Source organism: Saccharopolyspora galaxeae (genome assembly GCF_016526145.1).
GTDB lineage: Bacteria > Actinomycetota > Actinomycetes > Mycobacteriales > Pseudonocardiaceae > Saccharopolyspora_C > Saccharopolyspora_C galaxeae.
In genome coordinates, this window is the sequence record NZ_JADDUE010000004.1 from 328,762 (window position 1) to 354,540 (window position 25,779).

Genomic DNA, 25,779 nt, shown 5'->3' on the forward strand with positions numbered 1-25,779 from the left:
CAATCGGCCCCGCGGGGCCGCGAGCCGGGCGAGCGCCCGGCCGGATCACCGCGACGAGTCCCCGCTGGCGGCCTGGTCCTGCTCAGCGCCCGCGTCGTGGTCCTGCCCGGCGGGCGCATCGGACTCGGCAGGCGCATCCTGCCCGGCGGGCGCGGCCTGCTCGTCGGACCGCTCGGAGAGCCAGCGCCAAGCCGCCTGGGCGGCCTTCTGCTCGGCTTCCTTCTTCGTGCGCCCGTCACCCTCACCGAGGGTGTCGCCCGCGACGGAGACGAAGGCGTTGAACTCCTTGCGGTGGTCCGGCCCGTGCTCCTCGACCCGGTACTCCGGCACGCCGCGCCCGGTGGCGGCGGTGAGCTCCTGCAGGCTGGTCTTCCAATCCAGCCCGGCACCGCGCTGCGGCGCCTCGTTCAGCAGCGGCTCGAACAGCTTGTAGATCATCCCGCGCGCCACGTCGATGCCGTGCTGCAGGTACACCGCGCCGAGCACGGCCTCCAAGCCGTCGGCGAGGATGCTCGCCTTGTCCCGGCCGCCGGTGAGCTCCTCACCGCGGCCCAGCAGCAAGTACTCGCCCAGACCGCCATCACCGAGCCCGCGGGCCACACCTGCCAGCGCGTTCATGTTCACCAGGCTCGCGCGCAGCTTCGCCAGCTGGCCCTCCGGCAGGTCCGGGTGCTCCCGGTACAGCCGGTCGGTGATGACCAGCCCGAGCACCGCGTCGCCGAGGAACTCCAGCCGCTCGTTCGGCGGCAGCCCACCGTTCTCGTAGGCGTAGGAGCGGTGCGTCAGGGCAAGCGTGAGCAGCTCGGCGTCGAGCTCGACGCCGAGCGCTGCCAACAACGGGGTCCGGTCCGCGTCCGCGACGCGGTTCCGGGATTGCTTTCCCCCCACTCCGCGACCCGCGGCGTCAGGCGGGCGCGACGACCTGGCGGCCGCCGTACTGTCCGCAGGACGGGCAGACCACGTGCGGCAGCTTCTGCTCCCGGCAGGACCGGTTGGAGCACTGCACCAGGTTCGGAGCGGAAGCCTTCCACTGCGACCGGCGGTGCCGGGTGTTGGAGCGGGACATCTTGCGCTTGGGGACGGCCACGACTAGTTCTCCTCTTCGATTCCGCCGAACCGCTCACGCAGCGCGGCCCAGCGAGGGTCAATCGTCTCATGGGTGTGATCGGAGTCGAGCTCGGCCCACTTGGCCCCGCACCCGGCGCACAACCCCTGGCAGTCTTCCGCGCAGACCGGGGAGCTGGGCATCGCCAGCAGCATCGCGTCGCGCACCGCGGGCTGCAGGTCGATGAGCTCGTCCTGCACCCGGCTGACCTCGTCCTCGTCGGTCGTGCTGTCGGTGGTGCTGTCCGGGTAGGCGTACAGCTCGCGCAGCTCGATCTCGATCTCGTCGGCGACCGGGTCCAGGCAGCGCGCGCACTCACCGGCCAGCTCGGCGGACGCGGTGCCGGAGACCAGCACGCCCTCCACCACCGACTCGGCCAGCAGGTCCAGCCGGACCGGCTCCCCCTCGGCCACCCCGATCAGATCCAGGCCGAACCCGGCAGGTACCGGTGCACTGCGGGTGTACTGGCGGCTGCTGCCCGCGCGGTGCCCGATCTCGCGGGTGTCGAGCACCCACGGACCGACCTGGGCGGTGCGTGCGGCATCACGGTTCTCGGACATCACTGAATCTCGTTGCGGCGAAGGGTCCCAGCTGGTGCTGGGTTCCGGCGGTGTGCTGGCCTGGTGCGGACGTCCCGGGCACCGGCGAGCGCCGGTGGTGCGGGAATCCCGATCGGAACCGGACTCCGCGACTCCCGGAGCTCGGACGCGGATATCTGGAACGCGGACGCCTGCGACCCGGGCGGTCCGTGCCTCGGATCTCCGGAAGCAGAGCATCCGGAAACCGAGATATCCAGAAACCGGGACATCCGGAAACCGGAGCATCCGGAACCCGGACCCCGGACAACGGGCGAATCCCGCACGGCCAGTAGATCCAGCCTACGCCACCGCCGCGACCACCTGGAATCGCCCCACCCGCGCGGTCAGCTCTCGGGGTCCTGCCCGTTGGTCGCGACGGCCGAGCGGGCGTCCTCGTAGTCGAACGGCACGCCCACCGGGCTGCGCAGCTGCTGGCGTCCGCGCCCGACCGTGCGCAGCGTGCGGCTGAGCAGGTCCTCGAAGTCGGCCAGCCGGGAGTCCACGTAGGCATCGCAGTCGCTGCGCAGCCGCTCGGCGTCCTCGTTGGCGCTTTCCACGATGCGGTGCGCCTCGCTGTGCGCGGCCTGGGCGACCTCGGTGTCGGCGACCAGCCGGGACTGCTCGGTGCGGCCCTCGTGCACGGACTGCTCGTAGGCGGCCCGCCCGGCCTGCACCATCCGGTCGGCCTCGGACTGGGCGCGGCTGACGTGGTCCTCGTACTCGCGGCGGCCGGCGGTCACCGACTCCTCGGCCTCCGCGCGCGCGTCGGCGATCATCTGGTCGGCCCGGTCGCGGGCGTCGGAGAGGATCTGCTCCGCCTCGGAGCGCGCCGAGGACAGCGTGCGGTCGGCCTCCGTGCGGGCGTCGCCGATCGCCTTGCCGGACTGCGCCTCGGCCTTGGACACCACGTCGTCGCGGTGGTCCAGCACGTCCTGCGCGTCGTCGAACTCCTGCGGCAGCGCGTCGCGCACGTCGTCGAGCAGTTCCAGCACGTCGCCGCGGGGCACCACGCAGCCCGACGTCATCGGAACGCCGCGCGCCTCCTCGACGATCGTCACGAGCTCGTCGAGCGCCTCGAAAACCCGGTACACCTCGATCTCCCTGCCGTCGTAGCCGTCCGGAGCGCAAAGCATGACACCAGACCCCGGCCCCGGCGATCACGGGTCGGCCGATCTCCAGTGTGCCGTGACCGGCGGCGGGCGGGGCGCAACTACGCCGCGCGTGTCCCGTTTCACCTGACCGCGGAAGCGGCTGCCGCCGATCGGGTGATCGACATCTCGCGGTGCGAACAGACCGGCACCCGCCGCGCAGCGCGGCGGGTGCCGGGGAACGAGCGGATCAGGCGTTGATGTCGGTGATGGAGAACGTCTCGTAGTGGTCCTCGGTGTAGAAGTACTCGCCGCCGTCGCCGACCACGAAGCGCCGCGCCCCGCGGTCGTCGCTGCCCGGCGTTTCCACCGTGTACTCCTTGTAGTAGCCGTCGGCGCAGTCCGGCAGGATCCCTTCGCGGTTGCTGAAGGTCTGGCCGTCCTGCGGGTACGGGAACGGGCCGCCCTGCTTGATCAGGTTGACCGTGTCGGTGGCTTCCGGCGGCAGTTCGGAGAGCTTGACCGGGGCGAACTCGCCGGTTTCGCCGCACGGCGCCTGCTGCACCTGGACTGGGGCCGCGGGCGCGGGGGCGGTGGCGACCGCGGCGCTGGAGAAGCCGAACAGGCCCGCCATCGCGAGCAGTCCGGCAAGAACGACCTTGATGGCTCTGGACGAGATGCTCATGCGCCGGACGCTAGCCCCGCCGCCCGGCCGCGCCGGGCGGTTTGGCGGGAACCCGAAGCCTGCTGCACCCGGAGTTCACCCGGCAGTGGCTCCAGGTCGTTCCCGGTACATCTCCCGTTCCCGATGCGGGAAGCCGCGGGACCGATCGCCCGAGCGGACCTCAGCCGTCCTCGGCCGCGCGTTCGGCGACGCGCTTCACCAGGCGCTGCTCGATCTTCGGCGGGACCAGGCTGGAAACGTCCCCGCCGTAGGTCGCGACCTCCTTGACCAGCGAGCTGGCCAGGAAGCTGTAGAGCGGATTGGTGGACATGAACAGCGTCTCCACCCCGGAGAGCCGCTGGTTCATCTGCGCCATCTGCAGCTCGTAGTCGAAGTCGCTGACCGCGCGCAGGCCCTTCACGATCGCGCCGATGCCGTTGTTGCGGCAGTAGTCCACCAGCAGGCCGTGCCAGGAGTCGATGCGCACGTTCGGCCACGGCTCGGTGACCTCGCGCAGCATCTCGATGCGTTCGTCGACGCCGAACAGGCTGCGCTTGCTCTTGTTCACCAGCACCGCGATGACGACCTCGTCGAACAGCCCGGAAGACCGCTCGATGATGTCGAGATGGCCGTTGGTAACAGGGTCGTAGGAGCCCGGACACACGGCACGCCTCATGAGCGCCGACGTTAGCACCGGCCCGGGTGCCCATCAGGCGTCGCGTGGCGTGCGTCACCGATCACGCGGGTTCGTTGCCCGCCCAGTGCACGACGGTGTCGCCGTAGCGGCGGCTGCGGATGGCCGCCAGTGGTTCCGGCCAGCTCGGATCTCCGTTGCGCACCGCCTGTTCCAGCACCACGACCGCGCCCGGCGCGAGCCGGCCGCCTGCCGCCAGCGCGCGCAGCGCCGAGTCCAACTTGGACGGGTCGAGGTCGTAGGGCGGGTCGGCGAACACCACGTCGAACGGTCCGGCAGGCGGCGCTCCCAGCGCAGTATCGGCCTGCCCAGTATCGGCCTGCCCAGTGTCGGCCAGCGCCGTCTCGGCCTTGGCCTGCTCGATCCGGATCTGCCGGAAACCGAGGGAGCCGGCGTTGCGGCGGACGATCTGCGCGGCGCGCCGGTCGGCCTCTACGAACGTGGCGTGCGCGGCTCCGCGGGAAAGGGCTTCCAGCCCGAGCGCACCGGAGCCCGCGTAGAGGTCGAGCACCCGCGCGCCGTCCAGCTCCACGCTCGCTTCCAGCGCGCTGAACACGGCTTCCCGGACTCGTTCGGACGTCGGGCGGGTACCGCGCGGGGGCACTTCGATGCGGCGTCCGCCCGCGCTGCCGGCCACGATCCGAGTCACCGGGTCATCTTCGCGCACGGTCGCGGGGGCGCGGGTGCGGGGGACTCCCGCCTCGCCCCGGTTCGAGACGGCAGAAGGAGCGGGCCGGGCGTGGTCGTCGACGGCTGCGGCGCGGCGGGGAAAGCAGCGCGGCCCGCCCGGGCGCTGCGAACGAAAAACTCCGCCCGGGCGGGGAGTTCCCTGCCCGGGCGGAGTCGCGCCGTCGCGGCGGATCGCCGTGGCGGCGGGTCGCCGTCGCGGCGAATCACTGCCGCGGCGAATCACCGCCGTGCCGGATCACTGCACGACTTGCACCTCGTCGCCCTTGTTCAGCTCGTCGAAGAACCGCTTCGCGGCGGTGGTGGACAAGTGCAGGCAGCCGTTGGACTCCTGCTGGAGGCTGCCCTCGTGGAAGGCGACGCCGGTGTTGGTGAAGAACACCGCGTTCGGCATCGGTGCGTTGTCGAACTCGCCGCTGCGGTGGTCGGCGTCCTTCCACTGCACCTGGAACACGCCGGTCGGCGTCTCGGCGCCCGCCTTACCGGAGGTGAGCGGCACCGGGCCGTAGTAGCCCGTGCCGTCCTTCTGCAACCACGCCTGCTTCGACGACAGGTCGACGCACGCCTTCGCGCTCGGTTGGCACGGGGTGACATCGCCGGCGTCGGCGTAGGCCGCGGCTCCGGTCAGCGCGCCGCCCGCGGCGAGTGCGGTCACCAGGGCCAGTCGCCCGGCGTGCTTGGTCAAGTTGCGCACGGTCGTTCACGTCCTTCCGGATCTTCGCTGTCACTCCACCGTGCCACAAGCACACGTGTTCGGTTTCGCTGCGGGGTCGGATTTCGCCCGATATCCGCAAAAAGATGACGTTGGCCCGGGAAAATCGGCCGCTGGCAACGGGTTCGCACCCACGGATGATCTAATTGCGTTTGCACGCAACGTGTTTGGCCGACTCCGGTGCTCCGCAGCTCAATCGCGCGGTCGCGCGACGGCAGCTCAATCGCGCGGTCGCGCGACGGCTGCGTAGCAAGCGGCCCGCGCAGGCTCGTACCCCGGCGACAGCGGCCCGTCCGGGCGCCAATCGGCCGGGTAGACCAACCCCGGATCCAGGTACTCGAAACCGCCCAGCAGCGCGTCGATCTCGCAGCGGCTGCGCAGCACCAGCTCGTCGGAGCTGCCCGCGTTGAACGTCTCGGCGGTGCGCCGGACCTCCGGGAAGTCGTCCGCGGTCATGTGCGAGAAGACCAGGAACGAGCCGGGAGCCATCGCCCGCCGGTAGGCCGCCACCGCCGCACCGGGCCGATCCGCGTCGTTGATGTAGTGCGTCATCGCCACCATCAGCACCGCCACCGGCTGCTCGAAGTCGAGCGCGGCCAGCGTGTCCGGGTGGTTGAGCACGTGCTCCGGATCCCGCATGTCGGCCTGCAGCACCGCGGTGTGGCGCTGACCGGCCAGCAGCGTCCGGCTGTAGGCCACCGCGACCGGATCCACGTCGACGTAGACCACGCGCGCCAGCGGATCGTCCCGCTGCGCGATCTCGTGCACGTTGCCCAGGGTCGGCATTCCCGAGCCCAGGTCCAGGAACTGCCGGATGCCCGCCTGCTGGCAGAACCGGACCGCGCGGCCGAGGAACGCGCGGTTGTCCACGGCGGGCTGCGGAGTCGGCGGGTAGATCTTCTTGATCGCGTCGAGCACTTCGCGGTCCACCGCGAAGTTGTGCGAACCGCCCAGCCCGTAGTCGTAGACGCGCGAAGCGCTGGACTTGGTGATGTCCGCGCCCCTGGGCAGCAGTGTCACGGCCGGCTCCTTCGCGGGGCCGGCCCCGGTGGGCGGCCCGATCGTGCGGAACGTGGCGCGGAGATCTTCGCCTGCCACGGTCGGCGCAACGATACCCACCGATCAGCGCAGGCAGAAGATTCACTTCCGGTGGAATCCGCTCGGCCGTCGAAGTGCTCGGAGATCGCCGAGCGGGTTCTGCGCGTCGAAGAACCACCGCGGACTCCCAGGCGTCGTCCCGCGCGGACAGCCGACGATCGGCAAGCTTCCGCAGCGAGACGGCGCCTGTTCTCCTACCGGGCGAACGAGCGGACCGGCGTCAGCCCAGCTCGACGATCAGGTCGCCACCTTCGACCTGCTGGACGGAACCGATCGCGAGGCGCTTGATCTGCCCGTCCTGCCCAGCGGTGATCGCCGCCTCCATCTTCATCGCCTCGATGGTGGCCACGGTCTGACCGGCCGAGACGCTGTCGCCCTCGGCGGCCGAGAGCGTGACCACCCCGGCGAACGGCGCCGGAACGTGCGCCGGATTGCTGCGGTCGGCCTTCTCCGCCACCGGCAGGTCGGTGGCCACCGAGCGGTCCCGCACCTGGATCGGCCGCAGCTGGCCGTTGAGCACCGCCATCACGGTGCGGATGCCGCGCTCGTCCGGGTCACTGATCGCCTCCAGGCCGATGAGCAGCCGCACGCCCGGTTCCAGGTCGACCGAGTACTCCTCCCCCGGCCGCAGCCCGTAGAAGAAATCCTTGCTGCGCAACAGCGAAGTGTCGCCGTACGCCTCGCGGTGCTCGGTGAACTCCTTGGTGGGCTTGGCGAACAGCAGCTTGTTCAGCGTGTCGCGGCGGTTCTCCGCGAGCCCCTTCCGGTCCTCCTCGGTGAGTTCCGCGAGCTGGCGGCCCTGCGGGCGCCCCTCCAGCGCGCGGGTGCGGAACGGCTCCGGCCAGCCCGCGGGCGGCTCGCCGAGTTCGCCCTGCAGGAAGCCGATCACCGAGTCCGGGATGTCGAACCGGCGCGGATCGGCCTCGAAGTCCGCAGGGGCCACGCCCGCGCCGACCAGGTGCAGCGCCAGATCACCGACGACCTTCGAGGACGGGGTGACCTTCACCAGCCTGCCGAGGATGCGGTCGGCCGCGGCGTACATCGCCTCGATCTCCTCGAACTTGTCCCCGAGACCGAGCGCGACGGCCTGGGTGCGCAGGTTCGACAGCTGCCCGCCGGGGATCTCGTGGCGGTAGACCCGGCCGGTCGGCGAGGCCAGCCCCGCCTCGAACGGCCGGTAGATCTTGCGCACCGACTCCCAGTACGGCTCCAGGTCGCACACCGCACCCAGGTCCAGCCCGGTCGCCCGCTCGGTGTGATCGGTGGCCGCCACCACCGACGAGAGCGCGGGCTGCGAAGTGGTGCCCGCCAGCGAGGCCGTCGCACCGTCCACGGCGTCCACCCCGGCCTGGATCGCGGCCAGGTACGTCGCCAGCTGCCCGCCCGGCGTGTCGTGCGTGTGCAGGTGCACCGGCAGGTCGAATTCGCTGCGCAGCGCGGTGACGAGCTTGGTGGCCGCGGGCGCGCGCAGCAGCCCGGCCATGTCCTTGATCGCCAGCACGTGCGCGCCCGCCTCGACGATCTGCTCGGCCAGGCGCAGGTAGTAGTCCAGCGTGTAGATGTTCTCGCCCGGGTCCGAGAGGTCGCCGGTGTAGCACAGCGCCACCTCGGCAACGGACTTGCCGGTGTCGCGCACCGCCTGGATCGCCGGGCGCATCTGCTCGATGTCGTTGAGCGCGTCGAAGATCCGGAAGATGTCGATGCCGGTGTCGGTGGCCTCCTGCACGAAGTGCTCGGTCACCTCGGTCGGGTAAGGCGTGTAGCCGACGGTGTTGCGCCCGCGCAGCAGCATCTGCAGGCAGATGTTCGGCGCCGAGTCGCGCAGCTTGGCCAGCCGCTCCCACGGGTCCTCGGCCAGGAACCGCAGCGCCACGTCGTAGGTCGCACCGCCCCAGCACTCCAGCGACAGCAGCTCCGGCGTCATCCGCGCGACGTGCGGCGCGACGGCGAGCAGGTCCTTGCTGCGCACCCGCGTCGCCAGCAGCGACTGGTGCGCGTCGCGGAAGGTGGTGTCGGTGACGCCGACCGCGTCGGATTCCCGCATCCAGCGCGCGAAGCCCTGCGGGCCGAGTTCGGTGAGCCGCTGCTTGGAGCCCTTCGGCACCGTCGTGGTCAGGTCCACGTCCGGCAGCTTGAACACCGGGTCCGCGGCCGCGGGCCGCTCCCCGTTCGGCCGGTTCACCGTCACGTCCGCGAGGTAGTTCAGCAGCCGGGTGCCGCGGTCGGCGGAGTGCCGGGCGGTCAGCAGGTGCGGCCGCTGCTCGATGAACGAGGTGGTGACCCGGCCCGCCGCGAAGTCCTCGTCGTCCAGCACCGCCTGCAGGAACGGGATGTTCGTGGCCACCCCGCGGATGCGGAACTCCGCCACCGCGCGGCGCGCCCGCGCCACCGCGGTCGGGAAGTCCCTGCCGCGGCAGGAAAGCTTCACCAGCATCGAGTCGAAGTGCGCGCTGATGCTGGTGCCCGCGAACGCGGTGCCGCCGTCCAAGCGGATGCCCGCGCCGCCCGGCGAGCGGTAGGCGCTGATCATCCCGGTGTCCGGGCGGAACCCGTTGGTCGGGTCCTCGGTGGTGATCCGGCACTGCAGCGCCGCGCCGCGCAGCCGCATCGTCTCCTGGCTCATGCCCAGGTCGGCCAGCGTCTCGCCGGAGGCGATGCGCAGCTGGGACTGCACCAGGTCGGCGTCGGTGACCTCTTCGGTGACGGTGTGCTCGACCTGGATGCGCGGGTTCATCTCGATGAACACGTGCCTGCCCTGCTCGTCGACCAGGAACTCCACGGTCCCGGCGTTGACGTAGCCGATCTTGCGGGCGAACGCGACCGCGTCGGCGCAGATGCGCTCGCGCAGCTCGGGTTCGAGGTTCGGAGCCGGGGCGATCTCGATGACCTTCTGGTGCCGCCGCTGCACCGAGCAGTCCCGCTCGAACAGGTGCATCACGTTGCCCTCGTTGTCGGCGAGGATCTGCACCTCGATGTGCCGCGGGTTGACCACGGCCTGCTCCAGGATGACCGTCGGATCGCCGAAGGCCGCGTCGGCTTCGCGCATCGCGGCTTCCAGCGCCTCCCGCAGCGCGCCGAGCTCGTCGACCCGGCGCATCCCGCGGCCACCGCCGCCCGCGACGGCCTTGACGAACACGGGGAACTGCATGGACTCGGCCGCCGACGTCAGCTCGTCGATGTCCGCGGACGGAGCGGAGGAATCCAGCACCGGCACGCCCGCCTCGCGGGCCGCGGCCACCGCGGTGGCCTTGTTGCCGGTCATCTCCAGGATTTCGCGGCTGGGGCCGACGAACGTGATGCCCGCTTCGCGGCACGCGCCCGCCAGATCCGGGTTCTCGGACAGGAAACCGTAACCGGGGTAGATCGCGTCCGCGCCGGCTTGGCGCGCGGCTTGCACTACCTCGTCCACGGACAGGTAGGCGCGCACCGGGTGGCCGGGTTCGCCGATCTCGTAGGACTCGTCGGCCTTGAGCCGATGCAGCGAGTTGCGGTCTTCGTGCGGGAACACCGCCACCGTTCCGGCGCCGAGCTCGTAGCCCGCGCGGAAGGCTCGGATGGCGATCTCGCCACGGTTGGCGACGAGGACCTTGCGGAACATGCCGGCTACCTCCTGGGCAGGTGTCGGACCGTCGGGCGAAACCGTACCGCGAAAATTCCGTCCACCGAGAGAGTGCAACGGTGATGCACCTCATCGAAAAGCGCTGACCTGCTGCGGAAGATCGGTCATGCAAGGCGTCCCGATGAGAAGGAATCGAGTTTTTCCGCCGACGCGAAAGTTGACCGCGGCTCGGCCGGTGCGCCACCCGTCCTTCGCGCGGGCGGCCGAGCGCGCCCGATCACCACCGGCCACCGGCCGGGTCGCACACCGTCCGCCGATGCGCGCGCCGCCGTTCGGACTCCGCCGCGCTCACGACTTCTCCAGGAAACCCGCGCTTTGCGCGTCGACGAGTTCGGTGACCATGGCCGCCAGACCGGGATGGCCGCGCAGGGCTGGATCCTCGGCGACCAGGTGCTGCGCCGCCACCCGCGCCTCGGCGATCACGTCCTCGTCGCGCAGCAGCGAGAGCATCTTGAGCCCGGACTTGCGGCCGGACTGCGTCGCGCCCAGCACGTCGCCTTCCCTGCGCAGCTCCAGGTCCAGCTTCGCCAGCTCGAACCCGTCGGTGGTGGAGGCGACCGAGTCCAGCCGCTCGCGCGTGGTGGTGCCCGCGACCGCATCGCTGACCAGCAGGCACAGCCCCGCGGCCGAACCCCGCCCGACGCGGCCGCGCAGCTGGTGCAGCTGGCTCACGCCGAACCGGTCCGCGTCCATGATCACCATGACCGTGGCGTTCGGGACGTTCACACCGACCTCGACGACCGTCGTGGCCACCAGCACGTCCACACCGCCGTCGGCGAAGGCGCGCATCACCGCGTCCTTGTCGTCGGCGGGCAACCGGCCGTGCAGCACGCCGAGCCGCAGCCCGGACAACGGCCCCGCGGACAGCTTCTCGGCCACCTCCAGCACCGACAGCGGCGAGCGGCGTTCGCCGGAATCCGCGCCCTCGTCCGGAGCTTCTTCGTCCACTTCGGACTTCTGGGCGGATTTCGGCTTCTTCGGCGGGTTCTGCTCGTCGTCGCCGATGCGCGGGCACACCACGTAGACCTGGTGCCCCGCGGTCACCTCTTCGCGGACGCGTTGCCACGCGCGGTCCAGCCACGCCGGTTTCTCCGCCGCGGGAACGACGCTCGTGCTGATCGGCGAGCGGCCCTGCGGCAGCTCCCGCAGCGCCGAGGTCTCCAGGTCGCCGTAGACGGTCATCGCGACCGTGCGGGGAATCGGCGTCGCGGTCATCACCAGCACGTGCGGCGCCACCTCACCGCCGCCGCGCGCCCGCAGCGCGTCCCGCTGCTCCACGCCGAAGCGGTGCTGCTCGTCGACCACGACCATGCCGAGGTCGGCGAACGACACCCGGTCCTGGATCAGCGCGTGGGTGCCGACGACGATCCCCGCCTCGCCGGAAGCCGCCGCCAGCAACGCCTTCTTGCGCTGCGCGGCGGGCAGCGAGCCGGTCAGCAGCGTGACGCCGGTGGCGTGCTCGGCCGCGCCGAGCTCACCGGCCCTGCCGAGGTCGCCAAGCAGCTCGGCCAGCGAGCGGGCGTGCTGCGCGGCCAGCACCTCGGTGGGCGCCAGCATCGCGGCCTGCCGCCCGGAATCCACCACCTGCAACATGCCGCGCAGCGCCACCAGCGTCTTGCCGGAACCGACCTCGCCCTGCACCAGCCGGTTCATCGGGTGCTCGGTGGCCAGGTCGGCGGCGATCTGCTCGCCGATGTCGGTCTGGCCCTGGGTGAGCCGGAACGGCAGCCCCTGGTCGAACTCGGCGAGCAGGCCGTCATCGCGGCGCGGGCTGGCCGGGGCGGGGTGCTCGTGCGCGGTTTCGCGCAGCCGCGCCAGCACCAGCTGCACCGCCAGCGCCTCGTCCCACTTGAGCCGGTTCTGCGCGGCGGCCACCTCGCCGTGATCGGCGGGCTGGTGGATCTTGCGCAGTGCGGACTCCAGGCCCATCAGCCGGTGCTCGGCGCGCAGCGGCTCCGGCAGCGGATCCTCGGCCCCGTCCCAGGTGTCCAGCACCTGGCGCACGCAGCGGGCGATCGACCAGGACGGCAGGCCCTGCGCGGACGGGTAGACCGGGATGAGCGCTGCGGCGAACTCCTCGGCCGCCGAACCAGCGTCCTGCTCCTGCTCGTCGAACAGCTGGTACTCGGGGTGCGCGAGTTGCAGCGCGCCCTTGTAGGCGGTGACCTTGCCCGCGAACATGCCGCGGCGGCCGGGCAACAGCTCGCGTTCCCGCCACGCCTGGTTGAAGAACGTGCACAGCAGCGGCCGGTGCCCGTCGGTGATGCGGGCCTCCACGATGGTTCCGCGGCGGGATTTCATGCTGCGCTTGGTGACCCGCTCGACCTTCGCCAGCACCGTGGCGTGCTCGTCGATCTCCAGCCCGGCGATCGCGGTGAGTTCGCCGCGTTCGGCGTAGCGGCGCGGATAATGCCGCACCAGGTCGCCCACAGTGGACAGACCGAGGGCGGACTCGAGCGCCTTGCCGGTCTTGCCGCCGAGCACCCGCTCCAGCCCGGTCTCCAAAGTGGTCATCCGTGCCCCGCTCGTCCTGTGCCCCAAGATTTCCGGCCCACCGGTCGTGAACCTCATCGGTTTCGGGCGTTCCCGCTGAGCTTCCGCTGGCGAGATTATCGGACGCCACCGACGAAACCCGCCGCCTGCGCGCTCACAGCATCGCGTTCAGCAGCGCCGCGCCGCGTTCCGCGTCGTCCACGCTGATGCCGACCTCCCGGCCGGAGCGGTAGCGCACCACGAGGCACTCCCCGGCGCGCAACATGATCGTGGCCTTGCCGGGAAGCCCGCGGTAGCCCCAGCCGCCGACCTCGGCGGGCCGCCGGTTCTCCACCCGCGCGCTTTCGATCTCCGCCAGCGCCAGCCGTTGCACCGGCCTGCGCAACGGGCCGTACATGATCGTCAGCCCTCGATCGCCGATGAGCACCCGCACCGACGAGAACAGCAGCAGCGTCAGGCCGACCACGGTGAACGTCGCGGCGGTGAACCAGAGTCCCGGCAGCACATCGATCGCGGTGCACACCGCGAACAACGCGCCCGCGAGCAGCGACACGACCGCGAGCACCAGCAGCACCGCGCTGGAGACCGCCGAGGTCCACACCGACCGCTCCTCCGGCCGCATCCGCTTGCGGATCGTCATCGCGCCCCCTCGATCGTCTTCGCGGTAGTAACCGTGCCAGATGGCGAGGGGCGCGAACCCGGCTCGCTCACTCCACACCGAGCAGCACGGCCGAGCCGAGTTCCCCTCCCGGGTAGCAGACGCACTCGACCTCGGGCCGGTGCCGCGCCAGGTGCGCGGTCAGCTCGTCGCCGACCCCGGCAGGCGCCCGCGCACCGATCAGCACCGTGACCAGTTCCCCGCCCGCGGTGAACATCCGGTCCACCAGGTCCCGGGCCACCGCGAAGAAATCTCGGCCCAGCAGCACGACCTCGCCATCGGCCAGCCCCAGCACATCACCCGGGCGGCAGTGTCCCGCCCAGGTCAGCGCCTCGGAATCGGCGATGCGCAGCTCGCCCCGCCGGGTCGCCGCCGCGGCCTCCGCCATCGCCACCACGTCGTCCGGGCGCCGCCGCGAGGTGTCGTGCACCGCGAGCGCGGCCAAGCCCTGGACCGGTGAGCCGGTGGGCACGACCACGACGTCGCGGCCCGCGCGGACGAGGTGCTCGGCGGCGCGTTCGGCGACGGCGGTGACCGCCGCGTCGTTGGGCAGCACCACCACGTGCGCGGCACCGGTCGCATCGATCGCTTCGACCAGCTCGTCCGCCGCGGGTGGTTCGGCACCCACTTCCAGGACATCTGCGCCCTCACCGCGGAACAGCTCGGCGAGTTCGCCGCCGCGCACGCACGCCAGCACCCCCTGTCCGCTCGCGGCGTGCGGCGCGGCGGCCTGATCCGCGAAGCGCACCACCCGGATGCGGCGGACGCGGCCGGTCTCGATGCCCGCCTCGATCGCCGCGCCGATGTCGTCGCAGTGCACGTGCACCGCCCACGAGTCCGCGCCGTCACCGGCCACCGATGCGCAGTCGCCGAGTTCCGCCAGAGCGTCGCGCAGCCGCTCCAGACCCTCCGGCTCCGCGCCGGTGAGCAGGTACATGACCTCGTAGGCGGGACCGCCCGGCGCTGCCGGTTCGCGCAGCTCCCCCTCCGGAGGTTCGGGCGCCAGCCGCGCACCGTCGTGCACCACCGCGTGCAACGCGTCCAGCAGCACGACCAGGCCGCGCCCGCCCGCGTCGACCACCCCCGCCGCCGCCAGCGCCGGGAGCTGTGCGGTGGTGCGTTCCAGCGCCAGCACCGCATCCGCCGTGGACAGCCGGACCACGTCGGCGAGTTCGTCGGAGGTGCAGTTCGCGGCGCCGAGAACGGCGGCGCGCAGCACCGACAGCAGGGTGCCCTCCACAGGTTCGGCCACCGCTCGGCGCGCGAGCGACTCCGCGCGGTGCAAAGCATCCCGCCACGCGGCGCCGTCAATCTTGCCGACGCCCCGCACTCCCTCGGCCAGCCCGCGCAGGACCTGCGAGAACAACATTCCGGAGTTGCCGCGCGCGCCCGCCAGCGCGCCCTCCGCGAGCACCGCCAGCAGCCCGTCCGGCGCGGCGGCCTCCGACGCGTCCAGCGCCGAGCCCGCGGAGCGCATCGTGTGCAGCAGGTTCGTGCCGGTGTCCGCGTCGGCGACCGGGTAGACGTTGATCCGGTCCAGCGCAGCGCGGTCGGCGGCCAGTGCCGTCACCGACTCGCGCGCCCACCGGCGGGCCGCCGCTTCGTCCAACACCCGCAGCACTTCCGGACTCCCTGCCACGCGGGCAGCGTAGGAGCCGGGCGGTGCTGTCGCGGCCACGGCCCGGCGATCCGTCCCCGTGCGATCCGCACTCGCCAGGCGGGCGAAGGGGCACGACGACCGTGGGGTAAGCTGTCCGGGTCTTGGGCGGCGATGGCCCAGGGCATCCGCATGGCTGTACGCCCGGCCCGGCCTCCGCGCGAGGACGGTACCGGCGGATCGCATCGACGATCCCGCCGGAGGGCACTGCCGGGAGGCGCGGCGCGACCCTGGCGAGCAGCAGGCCCAGCGGGACGCGGTCCTCCTCGGCGCGCAGCCGGCGGGACCACCAAGCGGGCAGCGCTCGTGCGGACCATCGCCGCAACCGAAACCCAGGCTTCCCCGCCGCCGGCGTGGGAGCACGTCGAACGCGAAAGTTAGGGGTGTCTGACGTGGCTGCCGTCTGCGACGTCTGCAACAAGGGGCCGGGCTTCGGCAACTTGGTCTCGCACTCCCACCGGAAGACCAGGCGCCGGTGGAACCCGAACATCCAGACCGTGCACGCCAAGATCGGTCTTTCCGGGCGCAAGCGGATGAACGTGTGCACCTCCTGCCTGAAGGCGGGCAAGGTCGTTCGCGGCTGAACGCTCGAATCGCACGAAGAACCCCGGGGTGGTCCGACCGCCCCGGGGTTCTTCGCGTCTCGCGCCCGCACGGTCTGCGGGGCGTCACGGCCAGTAGTGCCGCCACTTGGGGCCGACCTGCGCCCATTCCGCTTCCCAGGCCGCGAGCCGCTGCCTGCGCACGACCCAGCGGGCGCCGCCGTAGAGCACCGACAACCCGAGCACGGAGCCGATCAGCACTCCGGCCCCCGCGGTACCGGCCGCCTGCGTCGCCTCGGCAGGCGGGCGCGGCGGCGGGACCGGGCGGTCCTCCCGGTCGACCCAGATCGGCAGCTCCGCGGGCAGCGGGCCGTTCACCGGCGCTTCGACGACCGCGAACCGCTCCTGCTGCGGGCTCGGGCTCCAACCCACCGCGACGGGCCGCGTCACTGGATCGTCGCCGTTGAGCTGAGCCAGCACCCGCGCCTGCACCGCGTGCCGGGACGCCTGCTCGGCACGCACCTCGGCGAGGTGCGAGTGCAGCACCGACTGCGAGACCAGCAGCGCGGCGACCACCGCCACCGCGGTCAGCACCAGCACGACCAGCAGTGCCGCCGGCTCGAACAGGTCGGTCCGGCGCCGCAGCGGGTTGGCTCCCGGCCACACCCTGCGCAGCAGGCGCGTCAGACCACCTCCGGCACCCATGACAAGCCTTCTTCCATCGGCGCGCACAAGTCCACCGCACGGCCAATGTACGACCGGATGCCGAGCCGGACCATCCGCCGAACCGGCGCCTCGCGGACACGCCGGAGGGCTGTTCGATCACAGCGCGTTCACCGGCGGCGGCCGGCCGGAGCGTTCAGGGGAGCTTCCAGTCGACCGGCTCGGCGCCCGCTTCCCGCAGGATCTCGTTGGCGCGGCTGAACGGGCGGGAGCCGAAGAAGCCGCGGTCGGCCGACATCGGGCTCGGGTGCACCGACTCGACGCACTGCACGCCCGGCATGAGCCCGCGGGTGCTGCGCGCGTCGTTGCCCCACAGGATCGCCACCATCGGCTGCTCGCGGGCGGCCAGCGCGCGGATGGCCTGGTCGGTGACGACCTCCCAGCCCTTGCCGCGGTGCGCGGCCGGCTTGCTCGGCTGCACGGTCAGCGCGCGGTTGAGCAGCAGCACGCCCTGTTCGGTCCACGGCGTGAGGTCGCCGCCGGAGGGCTTCGGGTGGCCGAGGTCGGAGCAGTACTCGCGGAAGATGTTGATCAGGCTCTTCGGCGGCTGCACGCCCTCGGCCACGGAGAAGCTCAGGCCGACCGCGTGCCCCGGCGTCGGATACGGGTCCTGGCCGACGATCAGCACCCGCACGTCGTGGAACGGCTGCTGGAAGGCCCGCAGCACGTTGTCCCCGGAAGGCAGGTAGTTGCGCCCCGCAGCGACCTCGGCGCGCAGGAACTCACCCATGGCCGTGATCTGGTCGGCGACCGGCTCCAGCGCCTCGGCCCAGCCCGCCTCGACGACCTCATGCAAGGGACGTGCCATGAGCGCGCACTCTAGCGATCGGCCGGAACCGAGCCCGCGGCCGCCCCGAGCGGCGCGGGGCGGCGTGACGGCGGACACTGCACGGCGTCATCATGTTCCCCGAACGAGTTGACCATGCAGTCCACCATCTCGCGATCTTCGTCGCGGCCCGTGATCAGCATCGCACCGCCGCCCGGCCGCCGGACAGTGCGTGCACGACCGCCTCCGAAACGAGGTTTTACCTGCTCCGCACAACTATCGAAACGGCACAGATGTGGCCGATTCGGTGGTCAGCGAACGGCTACTCGGCTAAGTTCTCGGTACTCCAAACGTGTTCACACACCGTGGACGGCACGACCCGGAGGTGGCACACACCCTCATGACTGCACAGGGAACGGACGAGGTAACGCCGGAACAGCGGTCGCTGCTACGACGCGCGGTGGGCGCCGCAGCGATCGGCAACACCACCGAGTGGTACGACTTCGGTGTCTACGCCTACGTCGCGAGCTACGTGGGTCAGCAGTTCTTCCCCGGCCCGTGGGGGACCGTCTCGACGTTCGCGGTCTTCGCGATGTCCTTCCTGTTCCGGCCGCTGGGAAGCCTGTTCTTCGGCCCGCTGGGCGACCGGATCGGGCGGCAGAAGGTGCTCGCGGTCACGATCCTGCTGATGTCCGGGTCGACGTTCGTGCTCGGCCTGCTGCCGGGTTACGACACGATCGGCATCCTGGCGCCGATGCTGCTGTTGCTGTGCCGGATGCTGCAGGGCTTCTCGACCGGCGGTGAGTACGGCGGCGCGGCCACCTACATCGCCGAGTTCGCGCCCAACCGCAAACGCGGTTTCTACGGCAGCTGGCTGGAATTCGGCACGCTGGCCGGGTTCGGGCTCGGCGCGCTGGTGCCGACGCTGCTGATCCTGGCGCTGCCCGAGGCGGCCATGGAGTCCTGGGGCTGGCGGGTGCCGTTCCTGCTGGCCGGCCCGCTCGGCCTGATCGGGCTCTACCTGCGCTCCAAGCTGGAGGACACCCCGGCGTTCAAGAACCTCGAGGCCTCCGGCAACGTCGCCCGCTCCCCGCTGAAGGCGCTGATCAAGGGGCACTGGCAGCAGCTGCTGATCCTGATGGGCGTCGTGGTGCTCATCAACGTCGCCAACTACACGATCCTGACCTACATGGAGACCTACCTGGAAGACACCCTGTCCGTCCCGGAGGGGCAGGAATACCAGGTGCTGGTGCCGCTGCTGCTGGTCGTGGCGGTGATGATGGTGCTGATCACGCCGGTCGGGGCGCTGTCGGACCGGGTCGGGCGCAAACCGGTCTTCCTGTCCGCGGCGATCTGCTTCATCGTGCTGCCCTACCCGGCGTTCCTGCTGATCTCGCAGGGCACCATGGTCACGACGCTGCTGGGGCTGACGCTGCTGGGCATCGGGCACGTCCAGCTCGTCGGGCCGCTGGCGGCGACGTTGCCCGCGATGTTCCCGACCAAGGTGCGGTACGCGGCGTTCAGCATCGGCTACAACCTCTCCACCGCCGCGTTCGGCGGGACCGCGCCGCTGATCAACGAGTCGATGGTGGAGATCACCGGGAATTCCTTCTTCCCCGGCTACTACCTGATGGGCGCGGCGCTGGTGGCGCTGGTACCGATCTTGCTGATGAAGGAGACGGCGGGCCGTCCGCTGATGGAGGAGAACGACCGCACGAGCGGTCCGCAGGCGGCCACTTCCGGCTGAGCGGCACCGGCTGCGAAGGACCGGCGGGATCCGTTCCGCCGGTCCTTTTCATGCGCGGCGGCCGGGCCGATCGCTGCGCTCGCGCGGCGAGGACGTCAGCGCCAGTGCTCCCAGCCCGCAGAACCTTCGTAACCGGCTTCGTCGACGGTGACTCCGGTGCCTTCGCCGACCTCGCCGAGCGCGCGCCAGCCCTCCGGCAGCGGCAGGTCCGGCGGGAACGTCGCCACCAGCGCCTGGTCCTCACCGCCGGTGAGCACCCAGTGCCGCGCGTCCGCGCCCAGCGCCGAAGCGACCTCGGTGAGCCGCTGCGGCACCTCGACCAGCTCGCTGCGCACGTCGATGCTCACCTGCGACGCCTCCGCGATGTGCGCGAGGTCGGCCAGCAGGCCGTCGGAGGTGTCGATCATCGCGGTGGCACCGGCGTCGGCGGCGGCCGGGCCTGCCGCGTACGGCGGCTCCGGCACCCGCTGCGCGCCCACGACGGCGACCGGGGACCGGAATCCGCGCCCCAGCACCGCCAATCCCGCGGCGGCCCAGCCGAGCCTGCCCGCGACCGCCACCACGTCGCCCGGCCGCGCCCCGCCGCGGGTGACCGGGGTGCGGCCCTGCAGGTCGCCGAGCGCGGTGATCGACAGCGTCAGCACCGGCGCGCCGACCATGTCGCCGCCCGCGAGGCCGGTGCCCGCGCGCTGCGCCTCCTCCCACATGCCCGCGGCCAGGTCGTCGACCACGCCGGTCGCGGTCTCCGGCGGGGCGCCCATGCCGACCAGCAGCCCGGTCGGCACCGCGCCCATCGCGGCCAGGTCGGACAGGTTCACCGCCACCGCCTTGCGGCCCACCTGGTGCGGGCTGGACCAGTCGAAGCGGAAGTGCACCTGCTCGACCAGCACGTCGGTGGTGGCGACCACGCGGCCGTCCGGCGCGGCCAGCACCGCGGCGTCATCCCCGGGACCGAGCAGCGTGGACGGAGGCTGCGGGCGCCCGGAGGTCACCCGGTGGATGAGGCCGAACTCGCCGGCCTCGGACACCGTCTTCTCCTGCGCCGAAGTGTCCGAAGCCACCTCTGACCTCCTGAATCCTCGAGCAACCGCACGGCCCGATGGGGTAGTTTCCTGCCAGTTTCCTACCCCGCCGAGGCCGAGACGAAGGGGCACGCCGTGGTTCAGGCATTCATCCTCATCCAGACCGAGGTCGGCAAGGCCGCCGCCGTTGCCGCCGAGATCTCCGGGGCGCCGGGCGTGCTCACTTCCGAGGACGTGACCGGCCCGTACGACGTGATCGTGCGCGCTGAAGCGGAGAATGTCGACCAGCTCGGGAAAATGGTGGTGGCAGGCATCCAGAACGTGGAAGGGATCACCCGCACGCTGACGTGTCCCGTCGTACACCTGTGACGGGGCCTTCCGGCCGCGTCGCGGGACCGTGCTGTAGTGGGCGGCGTGTTCGACCAACAGCCGGGAGTTCCCCGTCCGGTGCTGATCGTGGCGCTCGTGCTCAGCGGGTTGCTGGCCGTCGGCGTCGGCGCGCTCGGACTGGTCTCCTGGTACTCGCAGAAGCAGCAGCGGGACGCGGTCGTGGCCGAGCAGCAGGCCCGCCGCAGCGGTCCGCTCGCGTTGCCGCCGGTGCCTGCGCCGGACGCGGGCGGGCCGGAGTGCTCGAAGCTGCTCGCGGCGCTGCCGCCGGAACTGGTGCTCGACGGTGAACCGGTGCCGCGGCGGCCGCTGGCCGAGCCGGCGCCGCCGGGCACAGTCGCGTGGGGCGACGCCGAGCACGATCCCGTGACGGTGCGCTGCGGGATGCCCGCACCGGCCGAACTCACCCCGACCTCGCCGCTGGTCGACATCTCCGGGGTGAGCTGGCTGCGGCTTTCCGAGGCGGGCAACACCTCGTGGCTGGCGGTGGACCGCCCGGTGCACGTGGCGCTGACCGCGCCCGCGAACTCCGGTTCCGGCCCGGTGCAGGACCTCTCCGGCCTGATCCGCCGCACCATGCCGAAACAGCCCGTCTTCCCCTGACGCCAGCCTTCCCCGGACGCCGGTCTCCTCCCGGCCGAACTCCGCGAGCGAACGGACCGTTCGACCAACCTATTCGGACCAACAGGCCGTTCACTCTGCTCGGAGCTGCTCGGAATGGACGATGCGCGGGCGTGTCGGGCAGGCGCCGGGGAGCGAAGTTCACCAGGGGTGAACGGACCGTTCGACCAATCCAGTGGGACGAGCAGGCCGTTCACTCGGGAAAGCGCGGGTCAGCGCAGGCCGGTGCCGCGGGACAGCGCGGTGTCGATCAGCGTGCTCAGCAGCGCCGGGTAGTCCACCCCGGTCTGCGCCCACATCCGCGGGTACAGCGAGATCGAGGTGAACCCGGGCATCGTGTTGACCTCGTTGACGATCAGCTCGCCGTCCTCGGCGACGAAGAAGTCCACCCGCGCCAGCCCTTGGCAGTCCAGCGCGCGGAACGCGGCCACCGCAGCCGACCGCAGCCGTTCGACCACGTCGTCGCCGACCTTGGCGGGGATGTCGAACTCGGTGACGTCGTCGAGGTACTTGGACTCGTAGTCATACCAGTCGGCGGTGCCGGTCACCCGCAGTTCGGCGGGCAGCGAGGCTTCCACCCGCCCGTCCGGGAATTCCAGCACGCCGCACTCGACCTCGCGGCCGGTCACCGCCGACTCGATGATCACCTTCGGGTCGGTGCGGCGGGCCTCGGCGATGGCCTCGTCGAGCTCCGCCCAGCCGGTGACCTTGCTGATGCCCAGCGACGAACCGGCGCGGGCGGGTTTGACGAAGACCGGCAGCCCCAGCCGTTCCCGCTGCCGATCGTCCAGAGTGGACTGTTCGCGGCGGAGCACTTCGTAGCACCCGACCGCGAGCCCTTCGGCCGCCAGCAGCTTCTTGGTGTACTCCTTGTCCATCGACACCGCGCTGGAGAGCACACCGGGCCCCGCGTACGGCACGTCGGCCATCTCCAGCAGCCCTTGAATGGTGCCGTCCTCGCCGAAAGCCCCGTGCAGCACCGGGAAAACAACGTCCACACCGGACAGGATCTCGCCGCCGCGGCCCGGTTCGACCAGCATGAGGTCGCGCCGCGTCGGGTCGCCGGGCAGCGCCACGGCAGTGCCCGCGGTGACTTCGGGGGCGCGCCGGTCGCGGATCTCCAGCTCGGCGGGGTCTCCGGTACCCAGCACCCACGCGCCCTCGCGGGTGATGCCGACCGGCACCACCTCGAAGCGCTCCGGATCCAGATGGGCCAGAACACTGCCCGCGGACAGGCAGGAAACGCCGTGCTCGGTGCTGCGCCCGCCGAAGACGACGGCCACCCGGATCTTGCGCTGAGTCATGCGCGGAACCCTACCGGGCCGAGCCGGTCCGGACACCGGCCTCCTCGGCGCACCAGCGCGCCAGCTCCCGGACCGAACGCTCCAGGTCAGCGCGTGAACACGAGGCGTAGCCGAAGGCGATGCCGCACCACTGCTGAGCCCCGTGGTGGTGCCGCCGCAGACCGTCGAGCACCAGTCCCTGCCCGGCTGCGCGGTGCACCACCCGCCGCTCCGCGCCGGCGTCCGGGAGCGGCAGCACCACGTGCGCGCCCGCTTCGTCGCCGAACACCTCGACGCCCGATCCCGCCAGCTGATCGACCACCAGGACTCGGCGCTGCGACAGCTCGCGGCGCAGCCTGCGCAGGTGCCTGCCGAGGTCCCCGTTCCTGGCGTACTCGACCAACACGCGCTGTCCGGCCGCGGCAGGTCGGGTGCCGGTGCGCTCGCGGTGGTCCAGCACCGCGGCGGCGACGCGGTCCGGGGCGAGCATCCAGCCCACGCCGAGCGTCGGGGTGAGGATCTTGCTGGTGGTGCCGAGGTGCACGACCACGTCCGGGGCCATCGAGGCCAGCACCGGCAGCGGCGCCACGTCGTAGCGGAGTTCGCCGTCGTAGTCGTCCTCCACGATCAGCCAGCCCTCGGCGCGCGCCCGCTCCACCAGCCCGACCCGCCGCTCGGCGGGCAACCGGCCGCCGAGCGGGTACTGGTGCGCCGGTGAGCAGTAGACCGCCTGCACCCCTTGCGGGATCTCCTCGACGACGATGCCGCCGTGGTCGACCGGCGCGGGCACCACGCGGATCCCGGCGGCCAGGAAGGTCTGCACCGCGCGCTGGTAACCGGGCTCCTCCACCGCGACGACCGCGCCGGGTTCCAGCACCGCCGCCGCCAGCTCCACCACGGCCGCCGTGGTGCCGCCGGTGGCGAGCACGGTGCCGAGGTGCGAACCGCCGGTGACCATGCCGCGGTGCCGCAGCAGGTGTTCCACCACGGCCTCGCGGTATTCGGCCAGGCCCGCGCGGTGCACTCGTTCGTCCGGTTCGCGGTCGGCGGCCGCCCGCCACGCGCGGCGCCAGGCGGCCCGGTCGATGCCGCCCACCCACGGGGCGCCGGGCGTGAGGTTCACCTCGGCGACGATTTCCTGCTCGGTGGTCGCCGAACCGGGAACCGGCGAGGAGGGCTGGGAGCCGGGCGGCGTGGTGGTGACGTAGGTGCCGGAGCCGTGCTTGCCGACGATCCAGCCTTCGGCGTGCAGCTGCTCGTAGGCCGCGGCGGTGACGGTGCGGCTCACGCCGAGGTGCCGCGCCAGCGCACGGGTGGACGGCAGCCGGTCACCACCCCGCAGGTGGCCGAGGGTGGCGGCGTGCCGCAGCGCGTCGGCGAGCTGCACCGCCAGCGGGCGGTGGTCGTCGCGGCGCAGCTCGACGGCCGGTTCCAGCAGCGGCGAACTCGCCGCGGGCAGCGAAGTGGGCATCGCGGAGGACTCTCCTGGGTCGTCACCTGCGATGCTGCCACCCGCTGCGCTGTGCGGTGCGCCGCAACCCCGCACCGCTTCCCCATCGGCCCCCTTGGTTCGGTCGGGCGCGACCTCCACCCGACCCGAAGGGTTTCGGAGTCAAGCAGTGGTGAGGCCGCGGACCGGGTCGAGGGAGTAGCGGGTCATGCGGGTGCGGGCGGGGCGGTACACGTGCACGGTGATCGCCGGATCCGGGCCGTCGTTGACGACCTGGTGCACGTAGTCCGGGCCGAACACCCGCGACTGACCGGTCTCGATGGTGCGCCACTCCTCGGCCGGGCCGGTGGCGGTGGACCGGACCACCCGTTCGTCGACCGAACCGGACACGACGGTGAAAGCGCCGGTGGCGCCGCCGTGGTCGTGCAGTTCGGTGTGCTGCCCCGGCAACCAGCTCAGCAGCCACGCTTCGTACCCGGCGGTGCGTTCCAGCAGGCCGGACCAGCGCTGCTGCGGGTCGTAGCGCAGCCGGTGCGCCCACGATTGCCGGTCGGCGGCGAACTCGCGGGCGATCCGCGCCGGGTGCGCCAGAGAGCGGTCCGCTTCGGCGGCGACGGTGTTGGGAGGTACTGCGAACACGTGGATGTCCTCGTGAATCGGTCGAATTGATCGGGATCGCGCGGCGGCGCGGTGCCCACCCTCGGGTTCTGCGGCGTCGCGGGATCGGCTGCGTCGCGCGGGAGTTCGCGCGGAATGCGCCGGAAAGCGCTGCGGTGGCCGGGAAGCGGCCGGGGAATGCGGGCTCAGGCCCGGGACGCCGGGTGGATCACCGCAGCGGACAAAGCGCGCTCGCCACCCGGCGAAGGTCGATGTGACCCCAGCTGACGGTCATGGCTCGCGGCAACACGGCGAGTACTCAACCAGCACGCCGGGTTACCCGTCAAGCGGACTCCGCCCATCTCACACCCTCGGGCAGGGGCGGGATCGCAGCTTAACCGGGGTTTGCGAGCGGTGCGACCGCGACGAGCGAGAACGGGAAACCCCGCGGGCCTCAGTTGAGCGCCCCGAGCACGTCGGCGACCAGATCATCGGTGTCCTCGCACCCGGCGGAGAAGCGCACGAATCCCTCGGACACCGGATCGCCCCACTGAGCCCGCCGGTCGACGGTGCTGTGCACGCCGCCGAAACTGGTCACCTGCGAAACGAGCCGGCTGCGGCGCACGAACTCCGCCACCGCGTCGGCGTCGGCCAGCTCGAAGCGGAAAACCCCGCCCCAACGCCGCATCTGCGCCCGCGCGGCCGCGTGCGCGGGATCGTCGGACAGCCCGGGCCAGCGCAACCCGCGCACGCGCCCGCGCAGCGCCTCGGCCAGCGCGGCGGCGTTCTGCGCCTGCCGCGCCAAGCGCAGGTCGAGCGTGCCGAGGCTGCGGTGTGCCAGCCAGGTCTCGAACGGCCCGGGAATCGAGCCGGAAAGCGTGCGCGCCTTGCGCAACCGCTCGGCCCACTCGCCGTCCGCAGTGGACACGTGCCCCAGCAGCAGATCGCTGTGCCCGGACAACGCCTTGGTGTCGCTGGCGATCGCGAAGTCCGCGCCGAGCTCGAGCGGCCGCTGCCCCAGCGGCGTCGCCGTGGTGTTGTCCACCGCCAGCAGCGCACCCGCCGCGTGCGCGCGCCGCGCGAGTTCGGCGATGTCGCAGACGTCCAGCCCGGGGTTGGACGGGGTTTCCAGCAGCACCAGCCGGACCCCGTCGAAGATCCCTTCCGGCCACGGACCGGTGGTCGGGATTTCCTTTACGCGCAACGAAAGCGCGTCCATCTCGTCCTGCACGAACTGGCGGGTCGCGTAATAGCCGTCGCTGGGCAGCAGCAGCGAATCCCCCGCCCGCAGCACGCTGCGCAGCAACGTGCTGATCGCGGCCATGCCGGAGGGCAGCAGCACGCAGGGCCCGCCGTCGAGGTCGCCGATCGCGGCTTCCAGCGCCCGCCAGGTGGGATTGCCCGCCCGGCCGTAGAAATCCGCCGAGTCACCGCCGAGGTGGTAAGGCGCCGCGAACACCGGCCCGGGCGCGAGCGGCTCACCGGGTCGTTCCCCGCCGTGCCCGCCGTGCACGCAACGCGTGCCGTCGCCGAACTCCGCCCCGGAATCCGCCCCGGAATCCGCGCTGAACGCCGTCATTTCCCTCCC

The 25,779-nt window shown here is 71.9% G+C and carries 24 protein-coding genes; 4 read left to right on the forward strand and 20 right to left on the reverse strand.

Annotated elements, in window-relative coordinates:
- Positions 1–45: 45 nt before the first annotated feature.
- The 13 genes from rnc to fakA form a co-directional block, all read right to left on the reverse strand.
- The gene (gene rnc, locus INP57_RS11905; RefSeq protein ID WP_200070202.1) at positions 46–888 is read right to left on the reverse strand and encodes a ribonuclease III; all 843 of its coding nucleotides are present in this window, start codon (positions 886–888) and stop codon (positions 46–48) included.
- Between the two features lie 16 nt (positions 889–904).
- Entirely contained in the window at positions 905–1,087 is a 183-nt protein-coding gene (gene rpmF / locus INP57_RS11910) for a 50S ribosomal protein L32 (RefSeq protein ID WP_200070203.1), read from the reverse strand.
- 2 nt (positions 1,088–1,089) lie between these two features.
- Entirely contained in the window at positions 1,090–1,665 is a 576-nt protein-coding gene (locus INP57_RS11915; RefSeq protein WP_200070204.1) for a YceD family protein, read from the reverse strand.
- A gap of 362 nt (positions 1,666–2,027) precedes the next feature.
- A complete protein-coding gene (locus tag INP57_RS11920; protein ID WP_200070398.1) occupies positions 2,028–2,774 on the reverse strand; it encodes a DivIVA domain-containing protein in 747 nt (248 codons plus the stop codon).
- A 247-nt stretch (positions 2,775–3,021) separates the two neighbouring features.
- The gene (locus INP57_RS11925; protein ID WP_200070205.1) at positions 3,022–3,456 is read right to left on the reverse strand and encodes a guanyl-specific ribonuclease; all 435 of its coding nucleotides are present in this window, start codon (positions 3,454–3,456) and stop codon (positions 3,022–3,024) included.
- A 160-nt stretch (positions 3,457–3,616) separates the two neighbouring features.
- Entirely contained in the window at positions 3,617–4,111 is a 495-nt protein-coding gene (gene coaD, locus INP57_RS11930; RefSeq protein WP_200070206.1) for a pantetheine-phosphate adenylyltransferase, read from the reverse strand.
- 61 nt (positions 4,112–4,172) lie between these two features.
- Positions 4,173–4,778, reverse strand: a complete 606-nt coding sequence (gene rsmD, locus INP57_RS11935) for a 16S rRNA (guanine(966)-N(2))-methyltransferase RsmD (protein WP_200070207.1) — start codon at positions 4,776–4,778, stop codon at positions 4,173–4,175.
- Positions 4,779–5,054: 276 nt separating this feature from the next.
- Positions 5,055–5,501 (reverse strand): L,D-transpeptidase, encoded by a 447-nt coding sequence (locus tag INP57_RS11940; RefSeq protein ID WP_200070208.1) that lies wholly within the window; start codon positions 5,499–5,501, stop codon positions 5,055–5,057.
- A gap of 246 nt (positions 5,502–5,747) precedes the next feature.
- Positions 5,748–6,548, reverse strand: a complete 801-nt coding sequence (locus INP57_RS11945) for an SAM-dependent methyltransferase (protein ID WP_200070209.1) — start codon at positions 6,546–6,548, stop codon at positions 5,748–5,750.
- A gap of 298 nt (positions 6,549–6,846) precedes the next feature.
- Entirely contained in the window at positions 6,847–10,224 is a 3,378-nt protein-coding gene (locus tag INP57_RS11950; protein WP_200070210.1) for a pyruvate carboxylase, read from the reverse strand.
- A 309-nt stretch (positions 10,225–10,533) separates the two neighbouring features.
- Positions 10,534–12,759: an ATP-dependent DNA helicase RecG gene (gene recG / locus INP57_RS11955; RefSeq protein ID WP_200070211.1), complete on the reverse strand. Its 2,226-nt coding sequence runs from the start codon at positions 12,757–12,759 to the stop codon at positions 10,534–10,536.
- Positions 12,760–12,892: 133 nt separating this feature from the next.
- Complete coding sequence (locus tag INP57_RS11960; RefSeq protein WP_200070212.1) at positions 12,893–13,378, reverse strand: hypothetical protein; 486 nt, start codon at positions 13,376–13,378, stop codon at positions 12,893–12,895.
- Positions 13,379–13,445: 67 nt separating this feature from the next.
- On the reverse strand, positions 13,446–15,035 hold the full coding sequence (gene fakA / locus INP57_RS11965; protein ID WP_307850027.1) for a DAK2 domain-containing protein: 1,590 nt from the start codon (positions 15,033–15,035) through the stop codon (positions 13,446–13,448).
- Positions 15,036–15,445: 410 nt separating this feature from the next.
- Between fakA and rpmB the strand changes: the two genes are divergently transcribed.
- Positions 15,446–15,637, forward strand: a complete 192-nt coding sequence (gene rpmB / locus INP57_RS11970; RefSeq protein WP_200070214.1) for a 50S ribosomal protein L28 — start codon at positions 15,446–15,448, stop codon at positions 15,635–15,637.
- Positions 15,638–15,721: 84 nt separating this feature from the next.
- Here rpmB and INP57_RS11975 read toward each other — a convergent pair whose 3' ends face one another.
- On the reverse strand, positions 15,722–16,300 hold the full coding sequence (locus INP57_RS11975; protein ID WP_200070215.1) for an Rv1733c family protein: 579 nt from the start codon (positions 16,298–16,300) through the stop codon (positions 15,722–15,724).
- Positions 16,301–16,454: 154 nt separating this feature from the next.
- Positions 16,455–17,126 carry a uracil-DNA glycosylase gene (locus INP57_RS11980; protein ID WP_200070216.1) on the reverse strand — a complete coding sequence of 224 codons (672 nt, stop codon included), beginning with the start codon at positions 17,124–17,126 and terminating at the stop codon, positions 16,455–16,457.
- Between the two features lie 358 nt (positions 17,127–17,484).
- Between INP57_RS11980 and INP57_RS11985 the strand changes: the two genes are divergently transcribed.
- The gene (locus INP57_RS11985) at positions 17,485–18,831 is read left to right on the forward strand and encodes an MFS transporter (RefSeq protein WP_200070217.1); all 1,347 of its coding nucleotides are present in this window, start codon (positions 17,485–17,487) and stop codon (positions 18,829–18,831) included.
- Positions 18,832–18,926: 95 nt separating this feature from the next.
- On the opposite strand, the gene INP57_RS11990 is transcribed toward INP57_RS11985, so the two are convergent.
- Positions 18,927–19,892: a thiamine-phosphate kinase gene (locus INP57_RS11990; RefSeq protein WP_200070218.1), complete on the reverse strand. Its 966-nt coding sequence runs from the start codon at positions 19,890–19,892 to the stop codon at positions 18,927–18,929.
- A gap of 96 nt (positions 19,893–19,988) precedes the next feature.
- On the opposite strand from INP57_RS11990, the gene INP57_RS11995 reads away from it, so the two are divergent.
- Positions 19,989–20,222 (forward strand): Lrp/AsnC ligand binding domain-containing protein, encoded by a 234-nt coding sequence (locus INP57_RS11995; protein WP_200070219.1) that lies wholly within the window; start codon positions 19,989–19,991, stop codon positions 20,220–20,222.
- A 45-nt stretch (positions 20,223–20,267) separates the two neighbouring features.
- On the forward strand, positions 20,268–20,843 hold the full coding sequence (locus INP57_RS12000; RefSeq protein ID WP_295149520.1) for a DUF3515 domain-containing protein: 576 nt from the start codon (positions 20,268–20,270) through the stop codon (positions 20,841–20,843).
- A 230-nt stretch (positions 20,844–21,073) separates the two neighbouring features.
- Here INP57_RS12000 and INP57_RS12005 read toward each other — a convergent pair whose 3' ends face one another.
- The 4 genes from INP57_RS12005 to INP57_RS12020 form a co-directional block, all read right to left on the reverse strand.
- The gene (locus INP57_RS12005) at positions 21,074–22,165 is read right to left on the reverse strand and encodes a D-alanine--D-alanine ligase family protein (RefSeq protein WP_200070220.1); all 1,092 of its coding nucleotides are present in this window, start codon (positions 22,163–22,165) and stop codon (positions 21,074–21,076) included.
- A 10-nt stretch (positions 22,166–22,175) separates the two neighbouring features.
- Entirely contained in the window at positions 22,176–23,615 is a 1,440-nt protein-coding gene (gene pdxR, locus INP57_RS12010; RefSeq protein ID WP_200070221.1) for a MocR-like pyridoxine biosynthesis transcription factor PdxR, read from the reverse strand.
- A 141-nt stretch (positions 23,616–23,756) separates the two neighbouring features.
- Positions 23,757–24,233: a cysteine dioxygenase gene (locus INP57_RS12015; RefSeq protein WP_200070222.1), complete on the reverse strand. Its 477-nt coding sequence runs from the start codon at positions 24,231–24,233 to the stop codon at positions 23,757–23,759.
- A gap of 412 nt (positions 24,234–24,645) precedes the next feature.
- Positions 24,646–25,770 carry a cystathionine gamma-lyase gene (locus INP57_RS12020; protein ID WP_200070223.1) on the reverse strand — a complete coding sequence of 375 codons (1,125 nt, stop codon included), beginning with the start codon at positions 25,768–25,770 and terminating at the stop codon, positions 24,646–24,648.
- Positions 25,771–25,779: the final 9 nt, after the last annotated feature.